The organism is Bradyrhizobium sp. 18BD (assembly GCF_054185225.1).
Window position 1 is genome coordinate 269,834 of record NZ_JAVAYL010000008.1, and the last position, 22,034, is coordinate 291,867.

General features: G+C 60.4%; 24 protein-coding genes and 1 pseudogene. 8 read left to right on the forward strand and 17 right to left on the reverse strand.

Going from position 1 to position 22,034, the window contains the following annotated elements:
* Window positions 1–54: 54 nt before the first annotated feature.
* Together RAD16_RS17215 and RAD16_RS17220 are read left to right on the forward strand one after the other, a co-directional pair.
* A pseudogene (locus RAD16_RS17215) lies at window positions 55–681 on the forward strand (nitroreductase family protein).
* Complete coding sequence (locus RAD16_RS17220; protein ID WP_458159081.1) at window positions 678–1,253, forward strand: cysteine dioxygenase; 576 nt, start codon at window positions 678–680, stop codon at window positions 1,251–1,253. Before RAD16_RS17215 ends, RAD16_RS17220 begins: the two are co-directional and overlap by 4 nt.
* 219 nt (window positions 1,254–1,472) lie before the next feature.
* On the opposite strand, the gene RAD16_RS17225 is transcribed toward RAD16_RS17220, so the two are convergent.
* The 3 genes from RAD16_RS17225 to RAD16_RS17235 all read right to left on the reverse strand — a co-directional run bounded on the left by RAD16_RS17225 (window position 1,473) and on the right by RAD16_RS17235 (window position 3,645).
* On the reverse strand, window positions 1,473–1,613 hold the full coding sequence (locus RAD16_RS17225; RefSeq protein ID WP_458159082.1) for a hypothetical protein: 141 nt from the start codon (window positions 1,611–1,613) through the stop codon (window positions 1,473–1,475).
* A gap of 52 nt (window positions 1,614–1,665) precedes the next feature.
* A complete protein-coding gene (locus RAD16_RS17230; RefSeq protein ID WP_458159083.1) occupies window positions 1,666–2,496 on the reverse strand; it encodes an enoyl-CoA hydratase/isomerase family protein in 831 nt (276 codons plus the stop codon).
* 102 nt (window positions 2,497–2,598) lie between these two features.
* Complete coding sequence (locus RAD16_RS17235; RefSeq protein WP_458159084.1) at window positions 2,599–3,645, reverse strand: alpha/beta hydrolase; 1,047 nt, start codon at window positions 3,643–3,645, stop codon at window positions 2,599–2,601.
* Between the two features lie 637 nt (window positions 3,646–4,282).
* Here RAD16_RS17235 and RAD16_RS17240 point away from each other — a divergent pair.
* Window positions 4,283–5,023, forward strand: a complete 741-nt coding sequence (locus RAD16_RS17240) for an SDR family NAD(P)-dependent oxidoreductase (RefSeq protein WP_458159085.1) — start codon at window positions 4,283–4,285, stop codon at window positions 5,021–5,023.
* Window positions 5,024–5,181: 158 nt separating this feature from the next.
* Here the strand turns inward: RAD16_RS17240 and RAD16_RS17245 are convergent, their stop codons facing one another.
* The gene (locus RAD16_RS17245; protein ID WP_458159086.1) at window positions 5,182–6,762 is read right to left on the reverse strand and encodes a Na+/H+ antiporter; all 1,581 of its coding nucleotides are present in this window, start codon (window positions 6,760–6,762) and stop codon (window positions 5,182–5,184) included.
* A gap of 371 nt (window positions 6,763–7,133) precedes the next feature.
* Here RAD16_RS17245 and RAD16_RS17250 point away from each other — a divergent pair, with 371 nt between their 5' ends.
* Window positions 7,134–8,759, forward strand: a complete 1,626-nt coding sequence (locus RAD16_RS17250) for an alginate export family protein (RefSeq protein ID WP_458159087.1) — start codon at window positions 7,134–7,136, stop codon at window positions 8,757–8,759.
* Between the two features lie 138 nt (window positions 8,760–8,897).
* Window positions 8,898–9,239 (forward strand): hypothetical protein, encoded by a 342-nt coding sequence (locus RAD16_RS17255; RefSeq protein ID WP_458159088.1) that lies wholly within the window; start codon window positions 8,898–8,900, stop codon window positions 9,237–9,239.
* A gap of 335 nt (window positions 9,240–9,574) precedes the next feature.
* Here the strand turns inward: RAD16_RS17255 and RAD16_RS17260 are convergent, their stop codons facing one another.
* The 6 genes from RAD16_RS17260 to RAD16_RS17285 form a co-directional block, all read right to left on the reverse strand.
* Complete coding sequence (locus tag RAD16_RS17260) at window positions 9,575–10,459, reverse strand: pirin family protein (RefSeq protein WP_458159089.1); 885 nt, start codon at window positions 10,457–10,459, stop codon at window positions 9,575–9,577.
* Window positions 10,456–10,734, reverse strand: coding sequence for a GNAT family N-acetyltransferase (locus RAD16_RS17265; protein ID WP_458159090.1), 279 nt, complete (start codon window positions 10,732–10,734; stop codon window positions 10,456–10,458). The genes RAD16_RS17260 and RAD16_RS17265 overlap by 4 nt, the downstream gene beginning before the upstream one ends.
* Window positions 10,731–11,573, reverse strand: coding sequence for an alpha/beta fold hydrolase (locus RAD16_RS17270; protein WP_458159091.1), 843 nt, complete (start codon window positions 11,571–11,573; stop codon window positions 10,731–10,733). Before RAD16_RS17270 ends, RAD16_RS17265 begins: the two co-directional genes overlap by 4 nt.
* 48 nt (window positions 11,574–11,621) lie before the next feature.
* Entirely contained in the window at window positions 11,622–12,467 is an 846-nt protein-coding gene (locus RAD16_RS17275; RefSeq protein WP_458159092.1) for an SDR family NAD(P)-dependent oxidoreductase, read from the reverse strand.
* 31 nt (window positions 12,468–12,498) lie between these two features.
* Window positions 12,499–13,539, reverse strand: a complete 1,041-nt coding sequence (locus RAD16_RS17280) for an LLM class flavin-dependent oxidoreductase (protein ID WP_458159093.1) — start codon at window positions 13,537–13,539, stop codon at window positions 12,499–12,501.
* Window positions 13,540–13,830: 291 nt separating this feature from the next.
* Window positions 13,831–14,484, reverse strand: coding sequence for an isochorismatase family protein (locus tag RAD16_RS17285; protein WP_458159094.1), 654 nt, complete (start codon window positions 14,482–14,484; stop codon window positions 13,831–13,833).
* A 148-nt stretch (window positions 14,485–14,632) separates the two neighbouring features.
* Between RAD16_RS17285 and RAD16_RS17290 the strand changes: the two genes are divergently transcribed.
* On the forward strand, window positions 14,633–15,529 hold the full coding sequence (locus RAD16_RS17290) for a LysR family transcriptional regulator (RefSeq protein WP_458159095.1): 897 nt from the start codon (window positions 14,633–14,635) through the stop codon (window positions 15,527–15,529).
* A 40-nt stretch (window positions 15,530–15,569) separates the two neighbouring features.
* Here the strand turns inward: RAD16_RS17290 and RAD16_RS17295 are convergent, their stop codons facing one another.
* The 4 genes from RAD16_RS17295 to RAD16_RS17310 all read right to left on the reverse strand — a co-directional run bounded on the left by RAD16_RS17295 (window position 15,570) and on the right by RAD16_RS17310 (window position 18,085).
* Window positions 15,570–15,896 carry a hypothetical protein gene (locus tag RAD16_RS17295; protein ID WP_458159096.1) on the reverse strand — a complete coding sequence of 109 codons (327 nt, stop codon included), beginning with the start codon at window positions 15,894–15,896 and terminating at the stop codon, window positions 15,570–15,572.
* 395 nt (window positions 15,897–16,291) lie between these two features.
* Window positions 16,292–16,759 (reverse strand): zinc-binding dehydrogenase, encoded by a 468-nt coding sequence (locus RAD16_RS17300; RefSeq protein ID WP_458159097.1) that lies wholly within the window; start codon window positions 16,757–16,759, stop codon window positions 16,292–16,294.
* On the reverse strand, window positions 16,683–17,231 hold the full coding sequence (locus RAD16_RS17305) for an alcohol dehydrogenase catalytic domain-containing protein (protein WP_458159098.1): 549 nt from the start codon (window positions 17,229–17,231) through the stop codon (window positions 16,683–16,685). Before RAD16_RS17305 ends, RAD16_RS17300 begins: the two co-directional genes overlap by 77 nt.
* A gap of 260 nt (window positions 17,232–17,491) precedes the next feature.
* Complete coding sequence (locus tag RAD16_RS17310; protein ID WP_458159140.1) at window positions 17,492–18,085, reverse strand: TetR/AcrR family transcriptional regulator; 594 nt, start codon at window positions 18,083–18,085, stop codon at window positions 17,492–17,494.
* A 160-nt stretch (window positions 18,086–18,245) separates the two neighbouring features.
* On the opposite strand from RAD16_RS17310, the gene RAD16_RS17315 reads away from it, so the two are divergent.
* Both RAD16_RS17315 and RAD16_RS17320 read left to right on the forward strand, forming a co-directional pair.
* Window positions 18,246–18,644, forward strand: a complete 399-nt coding sequence (locus RAD16_RS17315) for a RidA family protein (RefSeq protein ID WP_458159141.1) — start codon at window positions 18,246–18,248, stop codon at window positions 18,642–18,644.
* 107 nt (window positions 18,645–18,751) lie between these two features.
* Complete coding sequence (locus RAD16_RS17320; protein WP_458159099.1) at window positions 18,752–19,759, forward strand: NAD(P)-dependent oxidoreductase; 1,008 nt, start codon at window positions 18,752–18,754, stop codon at window positions 19,757–19,759.
* A gap of 229 nt (window positions 19,760–19,988) precedes the next feature.
* On the opposite strand, the gene RAD16_RS17325 is transcribed toward RAD16_RS17320, so the two are convergent.
* From RAD16_RS17325 to RAD16_RS17335, 3 genes are all read right to left on the reverse strand, one after another.
* On the reverse strand, window positions 19,989–20,285 hold the full coding sequence (locus RAD16_RS17325) for a putative quinol monooxygenase (RefSeq protein ID WP_458159100.1): 297 nt from the start codon (window positions 20,283–20,285) through the stop codon (window positions 19,989–19,991).
* A 61-nt stretch (window positions 20,286–20,346) separates the two neighbouring features.
* Window positions 20,347–20,991: a hydrolase gene (locus tag RAD16_RS17330; protein ID WP_458159101.1), complete on the reverse strand. Its 645-nt coding sequence runs from the start codon at window positions 20,989–20,991 to the stop codon at window positions 20,347–20,349.
* Between the two features lie 129 nt (window positions 20,992–21,120).
* Entirely contained in the window at window positions 21,121–21,990 is an 870-nt protein-coding gene (locus RAD16_RS17335) for a pirin family protein (protein ID WP_458159102.1), read from the reverse strand.
* Window positions 21,991–22,034 lie beyond the last annotated feature (44 nt).

Below are 22,034 nucleotides of genomic sequence, written 5' to 3' on the forward strand. Positions count from 1 at the left end.
GACCGTGATATTTGCAAGCGTCTCCCATGCTCCAAATGTTTCGAGAAAGATACCGTGACAATCCAAGCATCGCAGCGAACGAGCCGTGTCGCTGACCACCCCGCCGAGCGTATCTTCATCGATCGCTGGTCTCCCCGAGGATTTTCCCAGGAGCAGATATCGGAAGGCGAACTGCGAACACTGTTCGAGGCCGCCAGATGGGCGCCCTCGGCCTACAACTCGCAGCCATGGCGCTTTCTCTACGCCCTGAGAGGCGATGCGGAATTCGATTCCTTTCTCGCTCCCTTGATCGAATTCAATCGCGGATGGGCTCAGCATGCGGCAGCGTTGATCTATCTGCTGTCCAGCAAGGAGTTCACGCCGCCGGGCAAGACCGAAGCGCAATTCTCGCGAACCCATTCGTTCGACGCGGGTGCCGCATGGGCCAATTTCGCCAACTAGGCTGCAATCGGCAACTGGGCGGCTCACGGCATGAGCGGCTTCGACGCCGACAAGGCGCGCGCCATCCTTGGTGCACCCAAGGGGTTCGACGTCGAGATCGCGATCGCGCTTGGCCGCAAAGGTGACGGGGCGCATCTGGCGCCAGCTCTGCTTCAGCGCGAACAACCGAGTCCGCGCTCATCCGTCGGCGAGTTCGCCGCGCGCGGTCTGTTTCCTGAGCGTTTCGAGGCCGTGCGATGACCAGCCTGCCCAAGCTCAGAACTTTTGTCGCTGGGGTCGCCCGGATCGTCGAAGCGAAGTTGGACGAAGCCTCAACCCTCGCAAAGATCACTCCCAAGCTGCAAGAGCTGGTCGCCGCGGACGACTGGCTTCCGGATGCGTACGCCGCGGCTGATGGAAGGGCCTATCGGCAATACCTGCTCTATGCCGATCCACTCGATCGCTTCTCGATCGTGAGCTTCGTCTGGGGGCCTGGACAGGGCACGCCGATCCACAACCACCGCGTCTGGGGGCTGGTGGGCGTGCTGCGCGGTGAAGAACTCTCAGTCAGCTATGCGCGACAGGCCGACGGCTCGTTGCGGCCCGGCGCCGCCGAGCGCTTGCCGAAGGGCACGGTGGCCGCTGTCTCGCCTGACATCGGCGACATTCATGCGATCTCGAACGGTCTGCCGGACCAGCCCTCGATCAGCATTCACGTCTATGGCGGCAATATCGGCAGGATTCGCCGCTCCGTCTTCGATGCAACGACGGGCGCCGAGCACGAACTCATCTCGGGATATTCGAACGAGTTCGTGCCCAACCTCTGGATCTGACGCATTGCGCGCCATCCGCGTCGACGTCCGTGACTTCCCGCGTCCGAGGCGTCGAGGTTGATCCTGCCTGCAATTGAGTCCTCACCGCAGAACTTCATCTCCGGACACGAGGAAATACAAAATTGACCGCGCGTGCCGCTACGCAATGGCTTGCTTCCGCAACGCCGGAGTTCAGCTTGGCGAACACTGATTGCAAACGCGGATTTCGGAAAGGCGCGACTAGGCCGCCGGCAGCCAATGCATGGTGACCTTGACCTTGCGTCCGCCCGGCGCGTTGCCGCCGCGGGTCACGCAATCGCATGTACAGCGCAGCTCGACCACCGCGCCCACGTCGTTCTTGATGACGCCGGTGCATTTCATGAAATGGGCGTAGGCTCAGGGGGAGCGCCAGAATGCGATCGTCCTTGTCTTCTTAGAGCGGACAATCCAATTGAAATGCCGGCGGTCTCTTTTCCACGAGAGCCGCGAGGCCTTCCTTCACTTCCGGTCCTGTAAATCCCATGAATTCGAGCGCCAACGAAGCATCGAATGTCGGCCCGGCCTGCCGAAGCCAATTGTTGAGCGCGTATTTCGTCCAGCGAATGGCACTCGGCGGTCCTGCAGCAAGACGGCCGGCGACTTCGATCGCTTTTGCGTCCAATTCGTCGTCCTCGCAGCACATCGATACGACACCGATCCGCTCCGCCTCTTCGCCCAAAAGCTGATCGCACAGCAACAGATAGTATTTTGCCTTCGCCATTCCGCACAACAGCGGCCACACAATCGCCGCATGATCGCCCGCTGCCAAGCCTAGCTTCGTATGCCCGTCAATGATGCGCGCCGTCTTGGTGGCGATGGAGACGTCTGCCAGCAAGCCGCAAGCGAGGCCGGCACCGACCGCTGGCCCCCTGATTGCACTCACGATGGGCTTGGAGCAGTTGATGACGTTGTAGACGATGTCTCGGGCTTCCTTCCAGTTACGGATCCGCGTGTCATGATCGTCGATGATACGCTCCATCATCGCGAAATCGCCACCCGCTGAGAAGACTTTGCCCGCACCAGTCAGGATGACGGCTGAGACGCCGGGATCGCTGTCGATGTCCCGCCAGACCATGCCGAGTTCGCCGTGCATTTTATCATCGGCGGAATTCATCTTGCCGTTCGACATGGTAATCCGCAGGACCCGCGGCTGCGGCCAGTCGAACTGAAGCCGCACATACTTAGCATAGCGATTGTCTAGCCCGGCAGCCAACGTCTCGTTCATCTGGCTCTCTCCGTTTGCTTTGAACAACCACCGCTAACGCTCAGCGTCTCATCTGCGTGAGGTGGAGAGTCCACCGATTCCGGACTGTGCATGCTCGAAGCGCTACGGGACCGCGGCTCTCTGCTCGAGCCGGGCGTCTAAAGGCCTTAGCCTGTCGGCTACTTCGAGGACGTACACGCCTGCACTTGTCTCCGATGCGTTCAACCCGTCACGGCTTGTTTGAAGCCGGCCGTAGATCGCAGAGTACGCCCAGAAGCCGTCATGGCCGGCTCCCGCGGACGTGGCAAGGCCGGATATATCGACGACACGGACATTCGCGGTCCTGGCCGCTGAGATGACGTGGGGGTCGTCGATGTTCGCCGCTCCAGCCCGGAGTTGTCCCCCCGCGAGAAACCTGGAAAACGACAGAGCCTCGTCTTCTTTGGAAACAAGCACTGTGATGGGCGAGCGCAGGCTGCCGATGACGCGTAACTGCTGAAGGAACACCTCGGTGTCAATGTCCGGCGCCGCGAGCGTTACATCATCGAGCTTCTCGATAGTTCGAACGTCCGACGCGATGCGAATTTGCCGAACGGCTTCCATGGTTAGCCAAGACCCCATGCTATGCGCGACGAGCTTGACACCCCTCACCCCACGCTCGGCCGCGAGCCGCCTGACAAGATGGGCGAGCGCGTCGCGCGAGAGGGTCACCGCATCCTTGTCTGCGATATAGCCGGTAAGTTCTGCCTTTGACGGCCAGGAGAATAGAACCGCGGACGGCCCCGCACCCGAGTCAGCAACGAGTTGAGCCGTCCGAAACAGCGACTCTTGAAAACTATTGTTGTAACCATGAACGAAGATGCCGACGTCGTGGCCAAGTGAATCACCGCGAGCAGCAGCCTGCCTGATTTCGACCAGGAACCTCTCTTCATCGAGACGTTCTGCCGAAACGACTAAAAAATGCCTAGCTGGGTCAGGAGCGTATGTTGGCCACTCAATCTCGGTCGGCGTATGAGTGGGAGGGATGGAGATCACATAGCGGAAGTACGCAGGCGTTGCAGCGCCACCTTCTGCGAGAGGCACCAGCGCTTCAGGCTGCGCAGCACGAGTGCTCGCGACGAAGATTTTCACGAGCTTCGCAGCGCCGACGCTCGGAACGGGCTCGAGCACCCACGGTCCGGGCCGAGGCGCGCAGCCACCAAGGGTGATGGCGCAGATCACGATCAAAGCTGTCATGTTATAGCGAGCCGACCGTCGTCGGCACCTCATCAATTCCGCTCCCCGCATATCGTCGTGATCCCGGCGGTTCGTCAGCGCGTCAGCTAAGCCAACAATAAAGTCTACCCCGCCACCGTCGCCGGTTAGCGCCGAACCGAAATCGACCAGACGAAGCGATCACCACATCACGGCAGTAGCCCCAGCGCCAACACGGGGCGATCGGTAAATCAATTCGACTCTATTGTCGGAGTCCGACGTGCGTACATGAGCAGCAACCAAGGCAAACACTCGTAGAGTTGAAGTAAGCTAACGAGGTTGCATTCTGGCCGATAGTCCGCCGTTTAGGAACGCTGCGTTCCGAATATGGCAACGTCACTTCAATCTACGGCGGCACGGCGCGCTTCGCGTGTGCAAATCATAAACGACGTATCGGTCGGCGTTCCTCTCGCTGCGACACAGTTTGACACTTCTCGCTGCTACGAGACGTCCACTCGAGCACCAGATTGCACGAGATAGGGCTTCAAGCGCCTCTCGTAATCTTTACGTGAGCCGCTCGGGTGCTCGAACCACGGTACCAGAAGGGCAAGTTATGATTGATCTGAGTGGGAAGCGCGCATTGGTGACAGGTGCGTCGCGGGGCATTGGGGCGGCCATCGCGTTGGCGCTGGCCGCGAACGGCGCCGACGTCGCATTCACCTACCAGCACTCGACCGAGAAAGCGCAAAAGGTGGCCGATTCGATCAGAAGCAAGGGTCGTCGTGTGATCGCGATTGAAGCCGACAGCGCTCACCCGGGAGCCATCATGCGCTCTGTGAGAGAAGCCGTATCGGCGCTCGGCGGGCTCGACATCCTCGTCAACAGCGCAGCTATCGGACACAACGGCATGATTACCGATATCGACGTTACGGAATTCCAAACCCTGATGGATGTCAATGTACGAGCGCCGGTGCTGTTCGCGAAGGCAGCTATTCCTCATCTCGGCGAGGGAGGGCGCATCATATCGATCGGTTCGGGGCTGGGAGAGCGGGTCCCGTTCGCTGGCGTCACTGCTTATGCGATGTCGAAGGCGGCGCTTACTTCCTTCACCCGCGGCCTCTCGCGCGAACTCGGACCGAAAGGTATCACCGTGAATCTTGTACAACCCGGATCGACCAATACAGATGCAAATCCAGCGGACGGCCCTGGTGCCGAGTTTCAGCGCAACTTGTCGTCTTTGGGGCGCTTCGGTGAGCCGCACGAAGTCGCGAACGCCGTTGTATTTCTCGCCAGCCCCGCTGCGAGCATAATTACGGGCGCTGTCCTAACCGCGGACGGGGGTGCGATCGCGTGAAACTGGCGCTATCATTGGGAGATCAGTAAATTTCTGGGGAGGCGTTCCTGTCGGACGATCGGTTGACAAACGCCTATCTCGGAGTTCATCGATGCCTGCCTTCCCGTGTGCCGTGGTTTCCGAGGCACACGGTTAATTCTCCCGATAGCGGACCTAAGTCATACGAACCGCTTTACCGTGATCTCCTCCAGATCGAGTTCCTGCTCGATTGCGTGGAGCACGCTGTCGTGGATTTGGTCGTCTCGATGCATCCGCAGCAATTCTTTGCGACCGGCGGAAATTGCTGCCAAGACGGCCGTGAAGTGATCCGCGCGGTGCGACGTCAATATTTCGGGCTCCTCCGAGAATCGCGCCGACGCCCTTACCCGGTAGGAATATTGCTCCATCAAGCGAGGATGACGGTGGCTTCCGTCTGGTTCGAGTGACTCTTTTTCGACCGCCGCCAACTGAGCGGCAGCAATGCGAGCACGGGCATCGGCCTCAGAGAGTTTCGAATTGTCCAACGAGCCGATCCTGGCCCCTGAGAGCAGCCGTACGAGCGGAGCTAGGGTAGAGCCTTGCAGAAGAACCGTCGCGAGGATGACCGCGAACGTCACCGCCAGGATGAGGTCTCGACCGGGAAAGGCCTCAGGAAGCGAAAGGGCCGCGGCGAGACTGACCACTCCCCGAATCCCCGCCCAACTCATAATGAAGGGCACGGATAGCGGAGGATAGGGATCCCGCGCACGGAGCATGGGGATCAACGCGCGAGGAATGTAGGTCGTCGGGAAGATCCAGGCGAACCTCGCGACGATCACGGCCGCGACGATCGCCATGGTTGAGGGCAAGAGCTCGAGCAAGGCTTCTGATCCGCCGAGCCTGATCAACAGGCCGCGGAGTGAAAGGCCTATCAGGACGAAAATCAGTGATTCCAGCAGGAAGACAACGACACCCCAGACCGCCGCCGATCGCGTGCGAGTGACGGCTGACAGGAGATCATGCTGACGCCACCCGATAACCATGCCGCACGATACCGTAGACAGCACTCCGGAAACGCCGATCTTCTCCGCCGCGATATACGAGATCCACGCGGTCAGGAATCCCCAGACGACGGAGAGGTCTGCATCGTCGATCCGCTTGAGGACGAGAATGGATACGTAGGCGAAAGCTACCCCCAACGCCACTCCGCCGGCTGTGAGCCAGGAAAACTGAAGCACAGCATGGGTTGGGCTGAATGTGCCTGTTAGGGTTGCGGCGACCGCGAGCCGGAAAAGAACCAGCCCGGACGCGTCGTTCACTAGGCTTTCTCCCTCCAACAGCACGATGACTCGTTGCGGCAGAGGCAGTTTCTGGAGTATCGCCTTTGCCGCTACGGCGTCTGGCGGCGAGACTATCGCGCCTAGAGCGAAGCAGGCTCCCCACGGAAGGTTCGGTTGCATCAGGTGCGCCACCACCCCGACGGTCAGCGTCGTAAAAACAACGGCTCCCACAGCAAGTTGCATTATGATTCTTATGTCCGCGCGGAAATCCCGCCAGGCGGTGAACCATGCGCCGGCCATCAACAACGGCGGCAGGAAAAGGACCATAACTAGATCGGGATCGAGTTCGATGTTTGGAGTTCCCGGGATCACGGCGAGACCGATCCCACCGACGATAAGCGCCGCGGCACGAGGAAGCTGAAGCCGCTGCGCGAGCATTTCGAGAACAACGATCATAGCGATGAGCAAGAGCACGATCTCGAAGCGAGTGACGGAGGACATGTCTTCCTTGTCTGGACTTGCCTATCAACAGGCCTGATTGAGCAGTCATTGCGACTGGGACGGACTCGCCCTGATCCAAGAGGAGCCGGCGAGAGCTTTTGCCCGTTGTGTCTCGTCTAGTGAGCAAAAGTGTCTCAGCCTGCCTAACAGCGGCTGCGTCGCGAACATAGCGCGCTTTTAAGGCTATCACAGTTTGAAAAGGCGAAATCTGCGTTCCACTTTGCACGACACAGAGGATCAAGTCGTGCGACTACCGCGCTTGGTCCCAGAGCGATATGCGGCGAGCAGTCGGAGCGTCATGGTGGGCGCTCCCGGAAGAGCCGAGTCGATTCGGGATCGCCTGATCTCATCGAGATGGGAAAAGGCGGACAATGACGATCTCGATGCCGCAGTGCTCGAAGGTGAAGCGGGCGATCTTTTCAGCTAGGGGACCGGCTGCTTCGATATGCGCCCGCAATGAAGAGCCGCTGATGGGCGCTGGTTCACGGCGCGATGTCCGGCTCGTAACCACTGGCGAGCTTCGCGTAGTGATCCGCGGAAAGCCTTGCGGTGCCAGTTACGCCGGAAGCGTGAGAACTCGGAAAGTACCACGGACCCCGTCGAAGTGGGTTTGGGTGTTTGTCCTGAGCATGGTCCCCTCTAGCGCATGGGCGGATTCGATCTGCCCCTCGCCGCCGCCCTATGCGCTGCTCCGTCAGGATGAAGACTACAGCTACCTTCGTGATCCCGGGTGCAAACGCGATTTCTTAGATCCCATCAAGTTCATTTCTTTGAGTCCTCAAAAGGACCAGTATCTAACCCTGGGCGGTGAAGTTCGGGAGTGGTACGAGGGATTTAGGAACGCCAATTGGGGGGTGGGACCACAAGATCGCGACGGTTACCTCCTTCAGCGCATTTCAACTTACTCGGATTGGCATCTAGGAGACGGGATCCGGCTCTTCGGGCAACTTTCCAGCGCGACATTAGTTGGACGCAACGGCGGGCCCCGCCCGGTGGATGAGGCTCAACTGTGGCTGGAACAGGCGTTTGCCCAGTTCGACGTACCGGCCTTCTCGAGCGCGGATATTACGGTCCGCCTTGGGCGGCAGGAGTTTCGATTCGGCTCTGGTAGATTCGTGGACGTGCGTGACGGACCGAACGTCCGGCGGGCATTCGATGGAGTCTCGGCTGTCTTGGATGTCGGCGGTTGGCACGCAACCGCGCTCGTCACTCGACCGGTACTGAACCGACCGTCCGTGTTCGACGATCCGTCGGACACGCGCACGACGTTCTGGGGCCTCTACGCGACCAAGGCGGTCGCTTCGATGGGTGGCGGCCTCGATCTGTATTATCTGGGCATCAACAATCGCCAAGCTACCTTCGATCGCGGCACGGGAAGCCAGCAGCGTCATACATTCGGCGCTCGGGCTTTCGGGTCGAAGGGAAATTGGGATTACGATTGGGAATTGACATATCAGGCCGGCAGTTTTGCGGGGCTTCCGCTGAGCGCCTATTCTTTCGCCACAGAAACGGGCTACACTTTCAAGTCCATACCTTTCGCGCCCCGCGTGAGTCTGAAAGCGGCGGCGACGAGCGGTGACGGCGGCTCGGCTAGCGGTACATTCGGAACGTTTAGCGCTCTATTCCCCACTGGAATCTACTTCGGTCAAGCTGCAATCGGCTTGAACGGCGCTCCCAATCTGTTGGCGCTGGGCGCCACGTTCAGGGCCAATCTGTCGGACTCAGTTCAGTTGGGAATTGGCTACGACCTGTTCTGGAGAAATAGCCTACACGACGGCGTCTACGGGTTAGCCGGCAATTTGCTTCGGACGGGACAGGAGAGCCGCGAGCGCTACATCGGAGACCAGCTTTCGGCGTCGATCGTTTGGCGAGCCACCCGGCACGTAGACGTTTCGCTGGCCTATGCCTACTTTTTCGTTGGACCGTTTCTGACCGCGAGCGCGATACTCGGTCGGGACGTCCAATATGGCTCGGCCTACGTGAGATTCAAGTTCTGAAAAAAACTCAGGCCAATCGCTGTGCTGCTCCGATGCCGTGATGTCGTGGCCGGCACAACGACTTCGTAGTCCCGCTCCTCGACAGCCTTACGGAAGACGTTTCGCCACTGAAACCATCAAAGTTCACGGAGGTTAGTAGTGACAAAAAGTTGCCCTGTTCTTACGCTGGCAGAAAGAAAGGCCGTCGACGTAATGAAACGTGCGGACACGGCGTTGGCTGCTGCGGTCTCTCTGGCTTTGGAAGAGGCGGTCAAACAGGCCGCCGAAGACATGCGAGCAATCAATCAGGAAGACGCCACGCCGGTGCTGGAATATTTTGCAGGCGTCGTTCATCAGCGAATGTATTGCCTGATGTGTGGTGCAGATCCGGACACTTTTGAAGGAGGCGATCCGGATATTGCCTACCACGTCATCCGAAGCAGTCAGAACATCGCCAGGCATTATTGGTCTGCAGACATCAAGCCCTACCCACCCAAGTAGTAAAGGGCTGTCTTATGACAACCGGCGCAGGCTGTTCCAGGCGCGACTGTATCCGGATGAGCAAGACCAGTAGTGACGGGCGCGGGACAGGTGGAACTGCGACGCAACGCATCCTCCGCCACCTGAAGACCTTCGCTATCGCCTATCTGGCGGTCGTTCTTGATACGGACTGAAAGCGGGCTCGGTCCGGCTTCCGAGACTTTTACTTGAACGCACAGTCCTGCCATTGAGACCTCGGTTGGATGTCGGCGAGATTTCGACCGGCACACGCCCCATTCCGCCTTGGCAGCGTGCTCCGTCGCGGATCGACATTTGTTTCATCGGCTACCCACGCCTCATCGGAAGGTCGGCATCGGCCCGTCCGGCAGCGGAATGAACTCCACATTGTCGGCGTCGGGAAGCTTCATTCTTCCCACCTTCCAATCCGAAGCCGCTTGCGCTAGGCGATCCTTCGAGGATGATACGAAATTCCAGTAGATATACCGTTCGCCGACGGGCTCTCCTCCCAAAACCATCACTGAAGACTGCTCCAGGGCGAGCATGCGGGAGGCGATGGAAGCCAGCACCAGCATCTTGCCTGCCTCGTAGCGCTTGCCATCCAGCTCCACCGCCCCTGTAGCGATGTACAGGGCGCGCTCTCTGTGCCCGCCCGGTATCTCGGCGGTCGCGCCGCTCGCCATATTGAGATGAGCGTAAAACAGCGGCGAATGCGTCGTGGCACTCGCCGTCAGACCATAGGCGCTGCCGGCGATAAGTTGGCCTACCACGCCTGCTTCGTCCCATTGGGGAAGGTCGCTTCCGGAATAGTTGGAAAAGGAAGGCGCGGTCTCTTCATGTTCGATCGGTAGCGCGACCCAGGCCTGGACGCCGTGCAAATGATCACCTTGCAGTCTCGCCCGCTCGAGCCGCTCGCTGTGGGTAATGCCTCGACCTGCGGTCATCCAGTTAACCTCTTGCGGACGGATCGCTTGCTCGTAGCCGAGGCTGTCGCGGTGCATCACTTCGCCCGCAAACAAATAGGTGACGGTCGAGAGTCCGATGTGCGGGTGTGGGCGGACGTCGAGGCTACGATCGACACCGGGCGCGAGATCGAGCGGTCCCATATGATCGAAGAAGACGAAGGGACCGACCATTCGACGTTTGGCGATCGGAAGCACGCGGCCGACTTCGAAGCCGCCGCCGAGGTCGCGACGTCGCTGTTCTATGACCATTTCAATCATGTCATCTCTCCTAATCGGTTCGGGTTATCGACGATGTCGGCCGCCATGCAGGGGCAGCGCAGGACTACCTTGCGACCACTCACGCGGATTGCATCGAAGACGCCGCGTGCTAGCCGCGAGCCAACTCCCCGCCCAGAGAATTGCTGTGGGACCTCGGTATGGGTGAGGACGAGCTGGCCACCTTCGATGCGATAGTAGACCGCCGCGATTTCGCTGCTGTCATCGATCGGAAGTTCGAAACGATGTTCGGTTGGATTGTCCCTAACTGCACTCATGCTCCGACCTGGCCCTCGATGAACGCCAGCAGATCGGCGTTGATGAGATCGGGATGCGTAGCGAACAACCCATGTGACAGGCCTGGATAGGTCTTCAGCGTCCCGTTCGGCAGCAGGTCGATTGCTCTGCGCGCCGACGCGTCGATCGGCACCACCTGATCATCCTCGCCATGCATCAGCAGCACTGGCAAGGAAACGGTCCGGAGGTCCTCGGTGAAGTCCGTCTCCGAAAAGGCGGTGATGCAATCGTAGTGGGCCTTGGCGCCGCCCATCATCCCCTGCCGCCACCAATTGCGGATCAGCCCCTCGCTTACGTCGGCGCCATCGCGGTTGAAGCCGTAGAATGGTCCGGCAGGGACATCGAGGAAGAATTGCGCACGGTTGCGAGCGAGCGCCTCGCGAAACCCGTCGAACACCCCCATCGGCAAGCCGCCAGGATATCGCGGTGTCGCCAGCATGATCGGCGGCACCGCACCGATCAGCACCGCCTTCGACACGCGGCCGGGTTCGCTGCGGGCGACATAGCGGATCACCTCCCCACCGCCGGTCGAGTGTCCAACGTGGACCGCGTCTTTCAAATCAAGTTCCCGGACCAACGCCGCGACATCGGCAGCGTAGGTATCCATCTCATTCCCAGTATCGGTCTGGTCGGAGCGACCATGCCCGCGTCGGTCATGCGCAATGACGCGATAGCCCTTGCTTAGGAAGAACAGCATCTGAATGTCCCAATCGTCTGCGCTCAATGGCCAGCCGTGATGGAACATGATGGGCTTGGCTTCTCTCGGACCCCAGTCCTTGTAGAAGATCCGTGTACCATCCTGCGTTGCTGGTATCGTCATTTTATCCGTTTCCCTTTTGAGATGAAGATCAGCTCAGGCCGACAAGCGTCAGGCGGAGTGCATGCCCCCCGGCGTCGGGCTTTCGTGGGTGGCTCGGAGCATCTCCTCGGCGTCGGCGCCGACCACCGCGCGGCTCGGCGTGGGATGCTGCTCGGCGACTTCGATTACCTGTGCAGCGGTAGCGGCCGAGTCGAAGCTGGCCGCCTGGGTACTGCTCAGCCCCTTCGCGAAGGTGCCTAACGTCTTGCCGTAGAGTTTGCGTTGACCCGACGTCATCCCGTTTGCGATCCGTGCCAAGGCCGACGTCTTCGCTGAACCACCCGTCTTCATGTTGCCGGCGGTCACCACCACGACCTCAATACCGAAGGATTTCAGTTCGGCGCGATAGACAGCCGAAAATACCTCGATCGCCGCATGCGAAGCTGCCGACGGCCCGCTGAACGGTAACGGCAAGCTCGCCATCCATGTGTTGACCTGCACGATACGGCCGCGCGCCTTCCGTAAGGCCGGCAAGAATGCGTTGATCACCGAAAGGGCACCGAATACGTTGACTTCAAACTCGTGACGGATGGCGTCGAGCAGAAGGACCTCGATCGGACCTTGAGTGAGGACGTCGGCATTGTTGATCAGGAGGTTGAGCCCGGCAGCGCCAAGTGCTTCAGTCACACCGGACGCCCAGGCCTCCACGCCCATCGCCTTTGTGACGTCGCAGACGGTCAGGCTGACACGTCCGCCTGAAGCGTCCCTGAGATCTAGGGCCTCCGCCGCGGACATCGCTGTGCCGAAGACGATATAGCCCTTGGCGGCGAGCCCGAGCGCGATGTCGCGGCCAAGGCCGGCGCCGGCGCCCGTGACTACGACCGAACGGCCGAATCTTGGAAAAGTGGATACCATCAGGTGTTTCCTTCCAGAGACGAAGCACTCCTCACGGATTTGCGCGCGCCGCCCGGACAATCGGCGCGACTTCAGTACCTAGGAGTTCGATCGAGCGCTTCATCGCGGCGGTTTCGAGCGAAGCGGTGCTCATTTGAAACGTGATGCGCGAGACGCCGCCGAGCGCCTCGCTGGCTTCAAGCATCTTGGCTGCGACCGTCCCCGGATCACCAATCAGGAACGCGCCCTCGGGACCGGCCATGACGTCGAATTGCCGTCGGTTCGGCGGCGACCAACCGCGCTCGCGGCCGATCTTCGCGGTCAGGTGCGCCCATCCCGGGAAGAAGGCGTCTCTGGCGGCGGCGTTGGTCTCTCCGACGAAGCCCATGGCGTGCACGCCTACCGACAGCTGCTTAGGATCATGGCCAGCGCGTAGGCCGGTCTCGCGATAGAGATCGACGAGAGGACGGAAACGTTCGAAGCTACCGCCTATGATCGCGACCATCAACGGAAGGCCAAGCTCGCCGGCTCGCGCGAAGGATTGCGGCGTGCCTCCGACTCCGATCCAGAGCGGAAGTTGCGACTGATGCGGGCGTGGGAAGACGCTTTGGCCATGGAGCGCGGGCCGGAAGCGCCCCTTCCAGGTGATGTTGGTCGATTCGCGGAGCTTGAGAAATAGATCGAGTTTCTCGGCGAAGAGCTCGTCATACGCCATGGTGTCGAGGCCAAACAGCGGAAAGGCCTCACCGAACGAACCGCGACCGACGACTATCTCCGCCCGGCCGCCGGCGATCAAATCGAGTGTCGCGAACTCCTGGAACACGCGCACCGGGTCGGCCGCGCTCAAGACGGTTACGGCGCTCGTCAAGCGGATCTGGCTGGTGCGGGCTGCCGCCGCGGCCAAGATGATCGCGGGAGCGGAATCCAGGAACTCTGCACGATGGTGCTCGCCGACGCCGAATACATCGAGTCCGGCCCGGTCGGCGACCTCGACCTCCGCGATGAGGTCTGCCATGCGATCGGTGCTGGATGGAAGCTTGCCCGTCGCCGGATCGGGAAGCATGGCCGCGAAGCTGTCGATACCGATTTCCATGGGAAGCCTTTCGAGCAGTTAAGCTTGGCGAGATCCTCGCCGGGATCGAACATCGAAGCGCCCCCCCCGATCGTCGCGGTTGCCGGCACATCGTTCCGCAGAACGTCCCAATGCTCGACCAGTTTTCCGCCTTCGATCCGGATCAGTTTCGTTGCCCGATTCGAGCGAGATCGCTGTAGGCCCCGCTGAAAGCGGTTCTGTTCCCAGCTTTCCGGAAAGAGGGGATGACGAGACTAGCCCTGCGGACGCCCTTCGCAATGCATCGTCCGGACGCCCGTCACCCCCTTCAATTCACTTCGCGGCGCTTGGTACCGGAGTATTGAGCAATTGCTGTTCCCACATATAAGCGATACCGCTGCCGGCGAAGTGCTGGATGAGAATCTCGGTCAGCTCCTCGACATGCTCGGTGCGCGCCCAATCGCGTTGCCATTCGCCAGCGAGCGCCATCACGGTCATCACGTTCGCGCCGGCCGCGATCATTCGCTGGATCGCCACTTCGTGAGACTCCTTCGAAATCCCGCCCGACGCGTCGGTAATCACGGTCACGTCCCAGCCTTCGCCGGCGGCCTGGATGACAGGCATTGCGACGCAGACCTCGGTCCACAGGCCCGCGATGATCAGCTGCTTGCGGCCGGTCGCCTTGACGACGTTCACCACATTCTCGTCCTGCCAGGTGTTCACCCAGGTGCGATCGATGACTTCCTGGTCCGGAAATACGTCGGTGATCAGCTTAAAGAGAAGTCCACCGCGCGCCGCGATCACGCTGGTGAGAATGGTCGGAACATTGAAGGCTTTTGCAAGCTTCGCCAGCGCGGTGGCGTTGTTGACCACAGCTTGCGGATCGTGGCTGTTCAAGTTCGTGAGCTGATAGGGCTGGTGATCGATCAGAACGAGTACCGAGTCCTCGGGACGAAGAAGCGACGCAAGGCCGTTGCGAAAGGTCATGAATATCCTCTGCTGCCGTTAGATGAGGCTGAGTTGTGGGAGACATCCGCCGACTGCGACGATGTCTGCGTAGACAGTGCCATTCCCATTTGCGATACGGTAGCGCTCGCCCTTGCCACACTGTGTCGCAAAAGCAGGAACGCTAAAATTGGACATTGAAGAACTGCGAACATTCGTAGAGATTGCTGACGCTGGCGGAGTAACACCTGCTGCGCGTCGGCTCGGGGTCTCCAAGTCGATCGTTAGTCGGCAGCTGGCTCGGCTTGAAGCAGAGCTCGGCGTCCAGCTGCTCGCACGAACTACTCGCGGCACCGTACTAACAGAGGCGGGTTCCACATTCCGAGATCACGCCGCCAGAGTCTGCGCCGAGATCGATGTTGCCAAGGAAACGATCCTACCCGCAGGTGATCTTCGCGGCCGCTTGCGGATTGCTGCACCACTTAGCTTTGGCCCGACACATCTTGCTCCGGTGTTCGCCGAAATGGCGCGACGTTACCCTCAGCTTGGCATCCACACCTGCTACACTGATCGCTTCGTAGATCTCATCGCAGAGGGTTATGATTGTGCGGTACGGCTTGGCCACCTTCCGGACTCTAACCTGATCGCAAGGCGCGTCGGACCGATCTATGGGAAGTTAGTTGCGAGTCCGGAGTATATCAAAGCGCACGGATCGCCTGAGACACCGGATGACCTCCTCACGCATCAGGCTCTCATGCAGGGCACTGAAACCTGGCAGTTCATGGATGGTGAACAAACCGTCACGGTTCGACCGCAGGGGCGCTTCAAAGCCGACAACGGCACAGCTCTGGTCACTGCCGCCATAGCAGGACTCGGCATCGCTTATCTCCCCGAGGGCCTGATCCATGAGCATCTAGCCTCTGGCACGCTTGTTCCAGTCATGACCCGGCACCCGATACGTCCGGCGGGTGTATTTGTCGTCCGGCCACCAGGCCAGCATCCCGCTCGCAAGATAAGAATCCTCACCGAAATGCTGATCGAGTGTTTCGGAAAAGCTCCGGACGTTGTCGGCACTGCAGCTGTCTGAGTGGAGCACTGAGCCGAGGTGGGTAAGTGATATGCGCGGCCTAGATCCCTCGAGCGTTCGCGAACGTATAGATCAACACTCCCGACGCCATTTCCTGCGGAGCCACGACGATTTGCCATGAGCCGTCTCTGAATTGGCCGACACTATTGCCAACGACACTCTGGAACTGCACCTGCAACACGCGGGGATGCGTCCACTCGCCGCGCGACCCGAAGGTGATGCTGCCCATAACTGTCGAGAACGCCGTGCGTCGCGTGAACTCAGAGAGCGCGACGTCGTCCAGACTTCCCGTGCCCTCAATAGCCTGGGCTATGACCTGCATCTGCGAGTAGGCCAACGGCGCCATATAATGGTCGAGTGGATCCACGCCTGATCCGGCGGCGCGACCTGTAGGTCTCCAACAGTGAACCCACGCCCTCAAAGGCCAGTGAGGGTGCCGGAACCCAATATTCATAGTTCACGATCCCGTTGAGCAGCGGCCCGAGCTTGCTCTTAACATTGGCATTCTGCGGGCCGATCATGCTTGTGCCGACCATTTTGGGTCGAAGGGATGCCTTTCGAGGGCTTGAACGAGATCGATCGTATCCGGGAGGTAGGAGCACAGGAAGAGAAGATCGGATCCGCTTTGTGCCACGTCCTCGAGAAGCGCATCGCGTCTCGGCGCCATGAACACGTCTTGCAACGTGACTGATGGAATGCAGTCGTTGTGGTCGACCTTACACGCTCGAGGATCGATGCATCTTTCGCTCGTCTCCGTAGACGTCAGGGAATCAACAGAACGCGGCCGAGAATCTTGTTGTCCTCGGCATGGCGGTGAGCGGCGGCAGCCTCAGCAAGGGGGAACTTGCTGTCGATCGGCACGGTCAGCCTGCCTTGCGAGAGGTCGGCGAGCATCGTGTCGACAGTTCGGCGCATCACTGGACGTGAGAACATGGTCCCCATGAACACGCCGAGGATCGATTGATTGCGCTGTAACGCTTGCCAGAGATCCACCGTCAATGGCGTGCCGCCAACATTGCCCACGGACACCAGGGTTCCTTCATCGCAGAGCACCGCGAGAGAGGTTGCCAGGGTGGAGCCTACCGGATCGATAACGAGGTCGACACCGCGCCCGTGGGTGAGGTCACGGGCCACATCCACGACGGCTTCGATGTTATGGTCGATGACATTCGATGCACCGAGGTCGATAAGTCTCTTGGCACGATGCTCGCCGCTTGTGACGGCAATCACCGTCGCTGCGGCTTGGCGGGCAAGCTGCAGCGCCGCGTCCCAACACCCCCTGCTGCACCTTGGACCAAGACGGTGCTTCCACTTGACAGCCGACCTCGCGCAAACAGGCAATGGTGTGCCGTCCAAAGCCGATCGGGATTGCGGCGGCTTCGGCAACGAACCAGGTCTGATGCGCCGGTATCGCGCGGAGTTGCGCGTGGGATCCGCTCAACCCCCAGGATGTAATCCGATCGCCGACCTTGCGATCAGTGAGGTCGCCGCCGATCGCCACCACGGTGCCTGCTGCGGCATAGCCGACAACATACGCAGGATGTTCCGGCGGCGAACTGCGACGGTTGATCAGGTCGCCGCCCTCAACCGAATTTGCCTCCACACGGATCAGGATGTCTCCAGGGCCGATCTCTGGATCAGGCGCGTCGGTATAACGAAACACTTCTGGCGGCCCGTTGTGATCGTACACAGCTGCTTTCATCGCTATTCCTTTTCGTGCGCGAAGGGGGTCGCGGTGAGTGTGTGGAAATGAGTCGGACCGTGAAGCGCCATAGGTGGCACTGCAAATTATGATACGGTAGAGCCAAGCGTGGTCATCTGCGTCGCAGAATAAGGAACGCAACCAACAGGCGTTGATTGCAGCGACTTGTACCCATTTCCAGGGACTTTTGTTCAGCAAGCAGATTCATGCTGGCCAGATCGACAGGATGGCTCGGCTTCTCAGCGCGAAAGTGGCAACACTCAGCGTTGTTGCGCCAGCAGACCCGCTGCCATGAGCCGGAACGCATTAATGGCCTTGGGCAGGGCTGATCTGGGATCGTCGCTTGCGGCCACCCACAAGGCAGCATTCAACGCCGCCCCGCTGAGCAGGCGCGCTGCGGCTTCGACGTCGACGGGCTTCAGGACATGTTCGGAGACGAGTCCGGCGATCGTTTGTTTCGTTACCTGAAGGCAGGCGTTCTGGCTTGGCCATCGCGAGGGATCACCGAGAAAGGCGGGGCCATCGAGCAACACGATCCGTTGCACCTCCGGATCCAGCGCCATCTCGATATAAGCTTCGCTTTCTGCAAGCAGCCCTTCCCAATCATCGCCCGCTGCGACGCCGGCTTCTTTCGCGCGCGCCGCCATCTCGCCATCGATCTGGGCCACGACAGCGGCTAGCAGCCCCTTCTTGTCACTAAAATTGTGGTAAAGAGCACCGCGGGTAAGGCCCGCATCCGCGGTCAGTTCGTCCATGGAAGCGGCAGCGAATCCTCTCGCGGCGAACGCCTTGCGCGCGGCTGATATCAGCCTGGCCCGGTTTTCCTCCCTCGTGTCGATCCGCCGCTTCGCCATCGCCATTCGCCTCACTTTCAGATACGGAGTGCATGTGAGTTGACATACGAACCGTATGTACAATATTCACATACGAACCGTATATCAACATTCGCTTGCCGGCTCATGCTGGAATCCGATCCGGCATTGCGCGAGCGAGGATCGTGAAAGGACCGCTTCGATGCCGCGACGTGATGCCATATTCCCCCAGAACCGCCACGCTCTGTACGAGCAGCATGGATATTCGGCCGCGATCCGCTCCGGCGATCTGCTGTTCGTTTCGGGTCAGGTCGGGAGCCGCGCCGACGGTTCGCCTGAGCCTGATTTCGAGGCGCAAGTCCGGCTGGCATTCGCCAATCTGGGGGCAACGCTTGCGGCAGGAGGGTGCACGTTCGACGACATTGTCGACGTGACGACCTTCCATACCGATCCGGAAAAGCAATTCGGCACAATCATGACCGTGAAGGGCGACGTGTTCGCGCAAGCCCCTTATCCGAACTGGACTGCTATCGGAGTCAACTGGCTCGCCGGCTTCGACTTCGAGATCAAGGTGATCGCGCGCGTGCCGGACAAAGCCTGATCCATCGCAGTCCGATGTAGCCATCGGCCCGCCGAGCGGCTGGGCCAGACCAAAACGGGGCCGTCAGCAATCGAAAAACACGAACCTTGCCAGCAGAGGGGTTTGTCATGTCACTGGATCCTATTCTTCTGATCGGCGGATCGGGCGTCGTCGGTCGCCATACAGCAAGATATCTGCGATCAGCCGCTCCGGATGTGCCGCTGCTCATCGGGGGCCGAAATCTCGCCAGGGCGCGGAAGGTAGCTGAGGAGGTTGGGCACGCTACCGGGGTAGCGCTTGATCTCGCGGCGCCGGATCTGGGCATCGGTGATCAGGCGGTAAGCGCCGTCGCGGTGCTTTTGCGGGATGAAGCCCTGTCCGGCTTCCGCTTTGCCCGAAAGCGAGGCCTACCCTACATCGGAATTTCCACGGGTATAGATGAGATTGGGCTCGAGGTCGCCGGCTTCATGCAGGATCCCGCTCGGTCGGCGGTCGTTCTTGGCACAGAATGGCTGGTCGGCGCGACGTCGGTCATCGCCCTTGCCCTGGCGCGGCGGTTCTCGCGGGTCGACAATATCCGCGTCGGCCTGCTGCTGGACGATGAGGATACAGGCGGGCCGGCGCAGGTTTCTGACCTCGAAGGGCTGACCAATGCGCCGCCTGCGGCTCTCACATGTCGAAACGGTCGCTATGTCTGGCGCTCCGGCGAGGCTGCCAAGACAAGCTTTCGCGCCGTGGACGGCATTCAAATGGACGCGATCGCGATCTCGCCGAACGATATCCTCACGCTGGCAGCCGCAACGGACGCGCCAAATATGGAAATCAATCTGGCGACGGGCATGAGCTCCAGTCGCAGACGCGGCGAGCCAATGTCTACCGAGATCGTAATCGAACTCCAGGGACAGGACGATGCTGGCCGTCCCTTTTCCACGCGCCATGCCGTGGTTCATCCGCAAGGGCAGTTTCCCCTCACCGGGCTGGGCGTGGCAATGGTTCTCGAAAGGTGCCTGGGACTGGACGAGCAACCGCCAGCACCTGTGGGCCTCTATTTCCCGAGTCAGTTGTTAGAACCAGCGAACTATCAGGCCCGGCTTGAAGAGATTGGTGGAAGGATTCTAGATCTGGAGGCGCCGTGAACGCGTGACGGGTTTCCACTCCCGACTATCTGGCGTGGGCCAAAACATCGAAGACCCTGCCATCCCTTGATGCCTATGTACGCATCGGGCTCGAACGGAACGGTCCGCTGCTGTACTGCGACGCCATAGTGCTGATCAGTCATTTCTATCCAGCCTTACGTCGCCGCCGGACAGCGCGGCCGCCCATTGAAAGCTTGCGCTGTTGGTGCCCGTGCCCTTCTGAAATGCGTCAGACGACGCGCTTCAACATATGCGCGAACATCCTCTCCTCGACGTTGGCCACGCCATTAGCATGAAAATGCTGGATGTGAGGACCATGCTCGTGATGCCGGATGCGCGCTTCGACAGACGACCACTCCTCCACGAACACGAAACGCCCAGGCTCGTCCCGATCCTCGAACAGGTCATGGCGGACATTGCCCTCCTCGTTGCGTGACGGTTCAACGAGAACGGACAGATCACGCCGCAGTTCGTTCTCTTTGCCCGCCTTGGCCTTGAGTCCGACCACGATGAATAATTCGCTCATTCGTTTCTTCTCCTTGCTGGGAAATGGCGGCGGCGAAAATCGCCGCCGCTATCATGAGGCCTCAGCCCTTGGCCGCTTCCTCGGCCGCCTTTTCGGGGTTGAACCCATCGAAACTGTCGAAGACGCCCATGAAGCCGGGCACAGTCGCCTGACGCGCCCAGTCGCGCTGAAGCTCGCAATACATCTGCACACGGCCGATGAGCTTCCCGCCGGCCTGCTCAATGCGACGCAGTGCCGTCTCGTGCGCGGCGAGCGAGGTGCCGCCAACGGCATCGACCGGCACATAGACCTCATAGCCTTCCTGGATCGCGTCGAGCGCGGGGAAGGTCAGGCACGCCTCGGTCCAGAGCGCGGTCATGATCAGCTTGCGGCGCCCGAGCGCCTTCACCGCCTGCTTGAACTCGGTGTCCTCCCAGCTATTGATCGAGGTGCGGTCATAGGTCGGCAGGTGGCCGATCACCTCCTGCAGTTCCTGGATCGGCGGCTTGTTGCGGCCGGTCGCGACGTTGACCGTCGAGTGGATAATCGGAAGGCTGTAATTCAGCGCCGCCTTGGCCGTGCTCACGATGTTGAAGACGAGTTCCTCGCGGGACATCGAGCGGATCGAGGAAACCTGGATCGGCTGGTAGTCGATGATGATGAGTGCCGAATTCTCAGGTGTGAGAAGATGGTCGGTCAGGGGGTTGCGGATGGTTTCACTGGCCATTGGCGGTCTTTTTCCTCGATTGGAGATTTGCGCTGGAGGCAGGCCGAAGCCCTCGGTTCAGGTGGAGGGCGCGCTGATCCCTCCACAGGAAGAAGAGGCCGGCCGCGCAAACCGGTCCGGCCTCTTCGATCATGCGGCGGCCGTCATGAAGCGCCCGCTATTGAAATCATCGACGGCCTGGCGGATTTCCGCCTCGCTGTTCATCACGAATGGCCCGTAGCCCACGATCGGCTCGTCGATCGGCTCGCCTGTCAGGATCAGCAGCCTGGCTTCTCCATCGGCATGGATGTTGACCTCGTCGCCCTCGCGATCGAGCAGCACCATTTCGGCTTCGCCCGCCTCGTGGCTGCTCTCGACGGTCACATGACCGGTCAGAACCACGATCATGGCGGTATGGCCCGTCGGCAGGTCAAGCGTCAGATCGGTGTCGGCCTTCAGGCTCAGATCCCATACGTTGATCGGCGTGAAGGTCTTTGCCGGCCCTTTCGTCCCGCGATAGTCGCCGGCGATAATCCGCGCCTTGCCCGCGCCGCCGGGAAGTGAGACGACCGGGATGTCGGCCTTCAGGATGCCCTGATAGCCGCCGGGTGCCATCTTGTCCTTCGCGGGCAGGTTCACCCAGAGCTGCACCATGCGGAACGGTCCACCCGCTTTGGCAAAGCCGGGCGAGTGGTATTCCTCGTGAATGATGCCGCCCGCCGCCGTCGTCCACTGGACGTCGCCGGGACCGATCACGCCGCCGTTGCCGGCGGAATCGCGATGCTCGACCTCGCCGTCATAGACGATAGTGACGGTCTCGAACCCACGATGCGGATGCTCACCGACGCCGCGCCGCTGCTTGGTCGGTTCGAAATTGTGCGGCCCGGCATAGTCGAGCAGCAGGAACGGGCTGATGTGCGCGCCCAGCGTGTTGTACGAGAAGAGCGAGCGAACCGGGAAACCGTCGCCTACCCAATGCTGGCGGTCGTTGCCGTAACGACCCAGAATCTTCTTGGTCATTGTCTCGTCCTCCAATCCCCATGCAGCGCTCGGCGCGGTGAGAT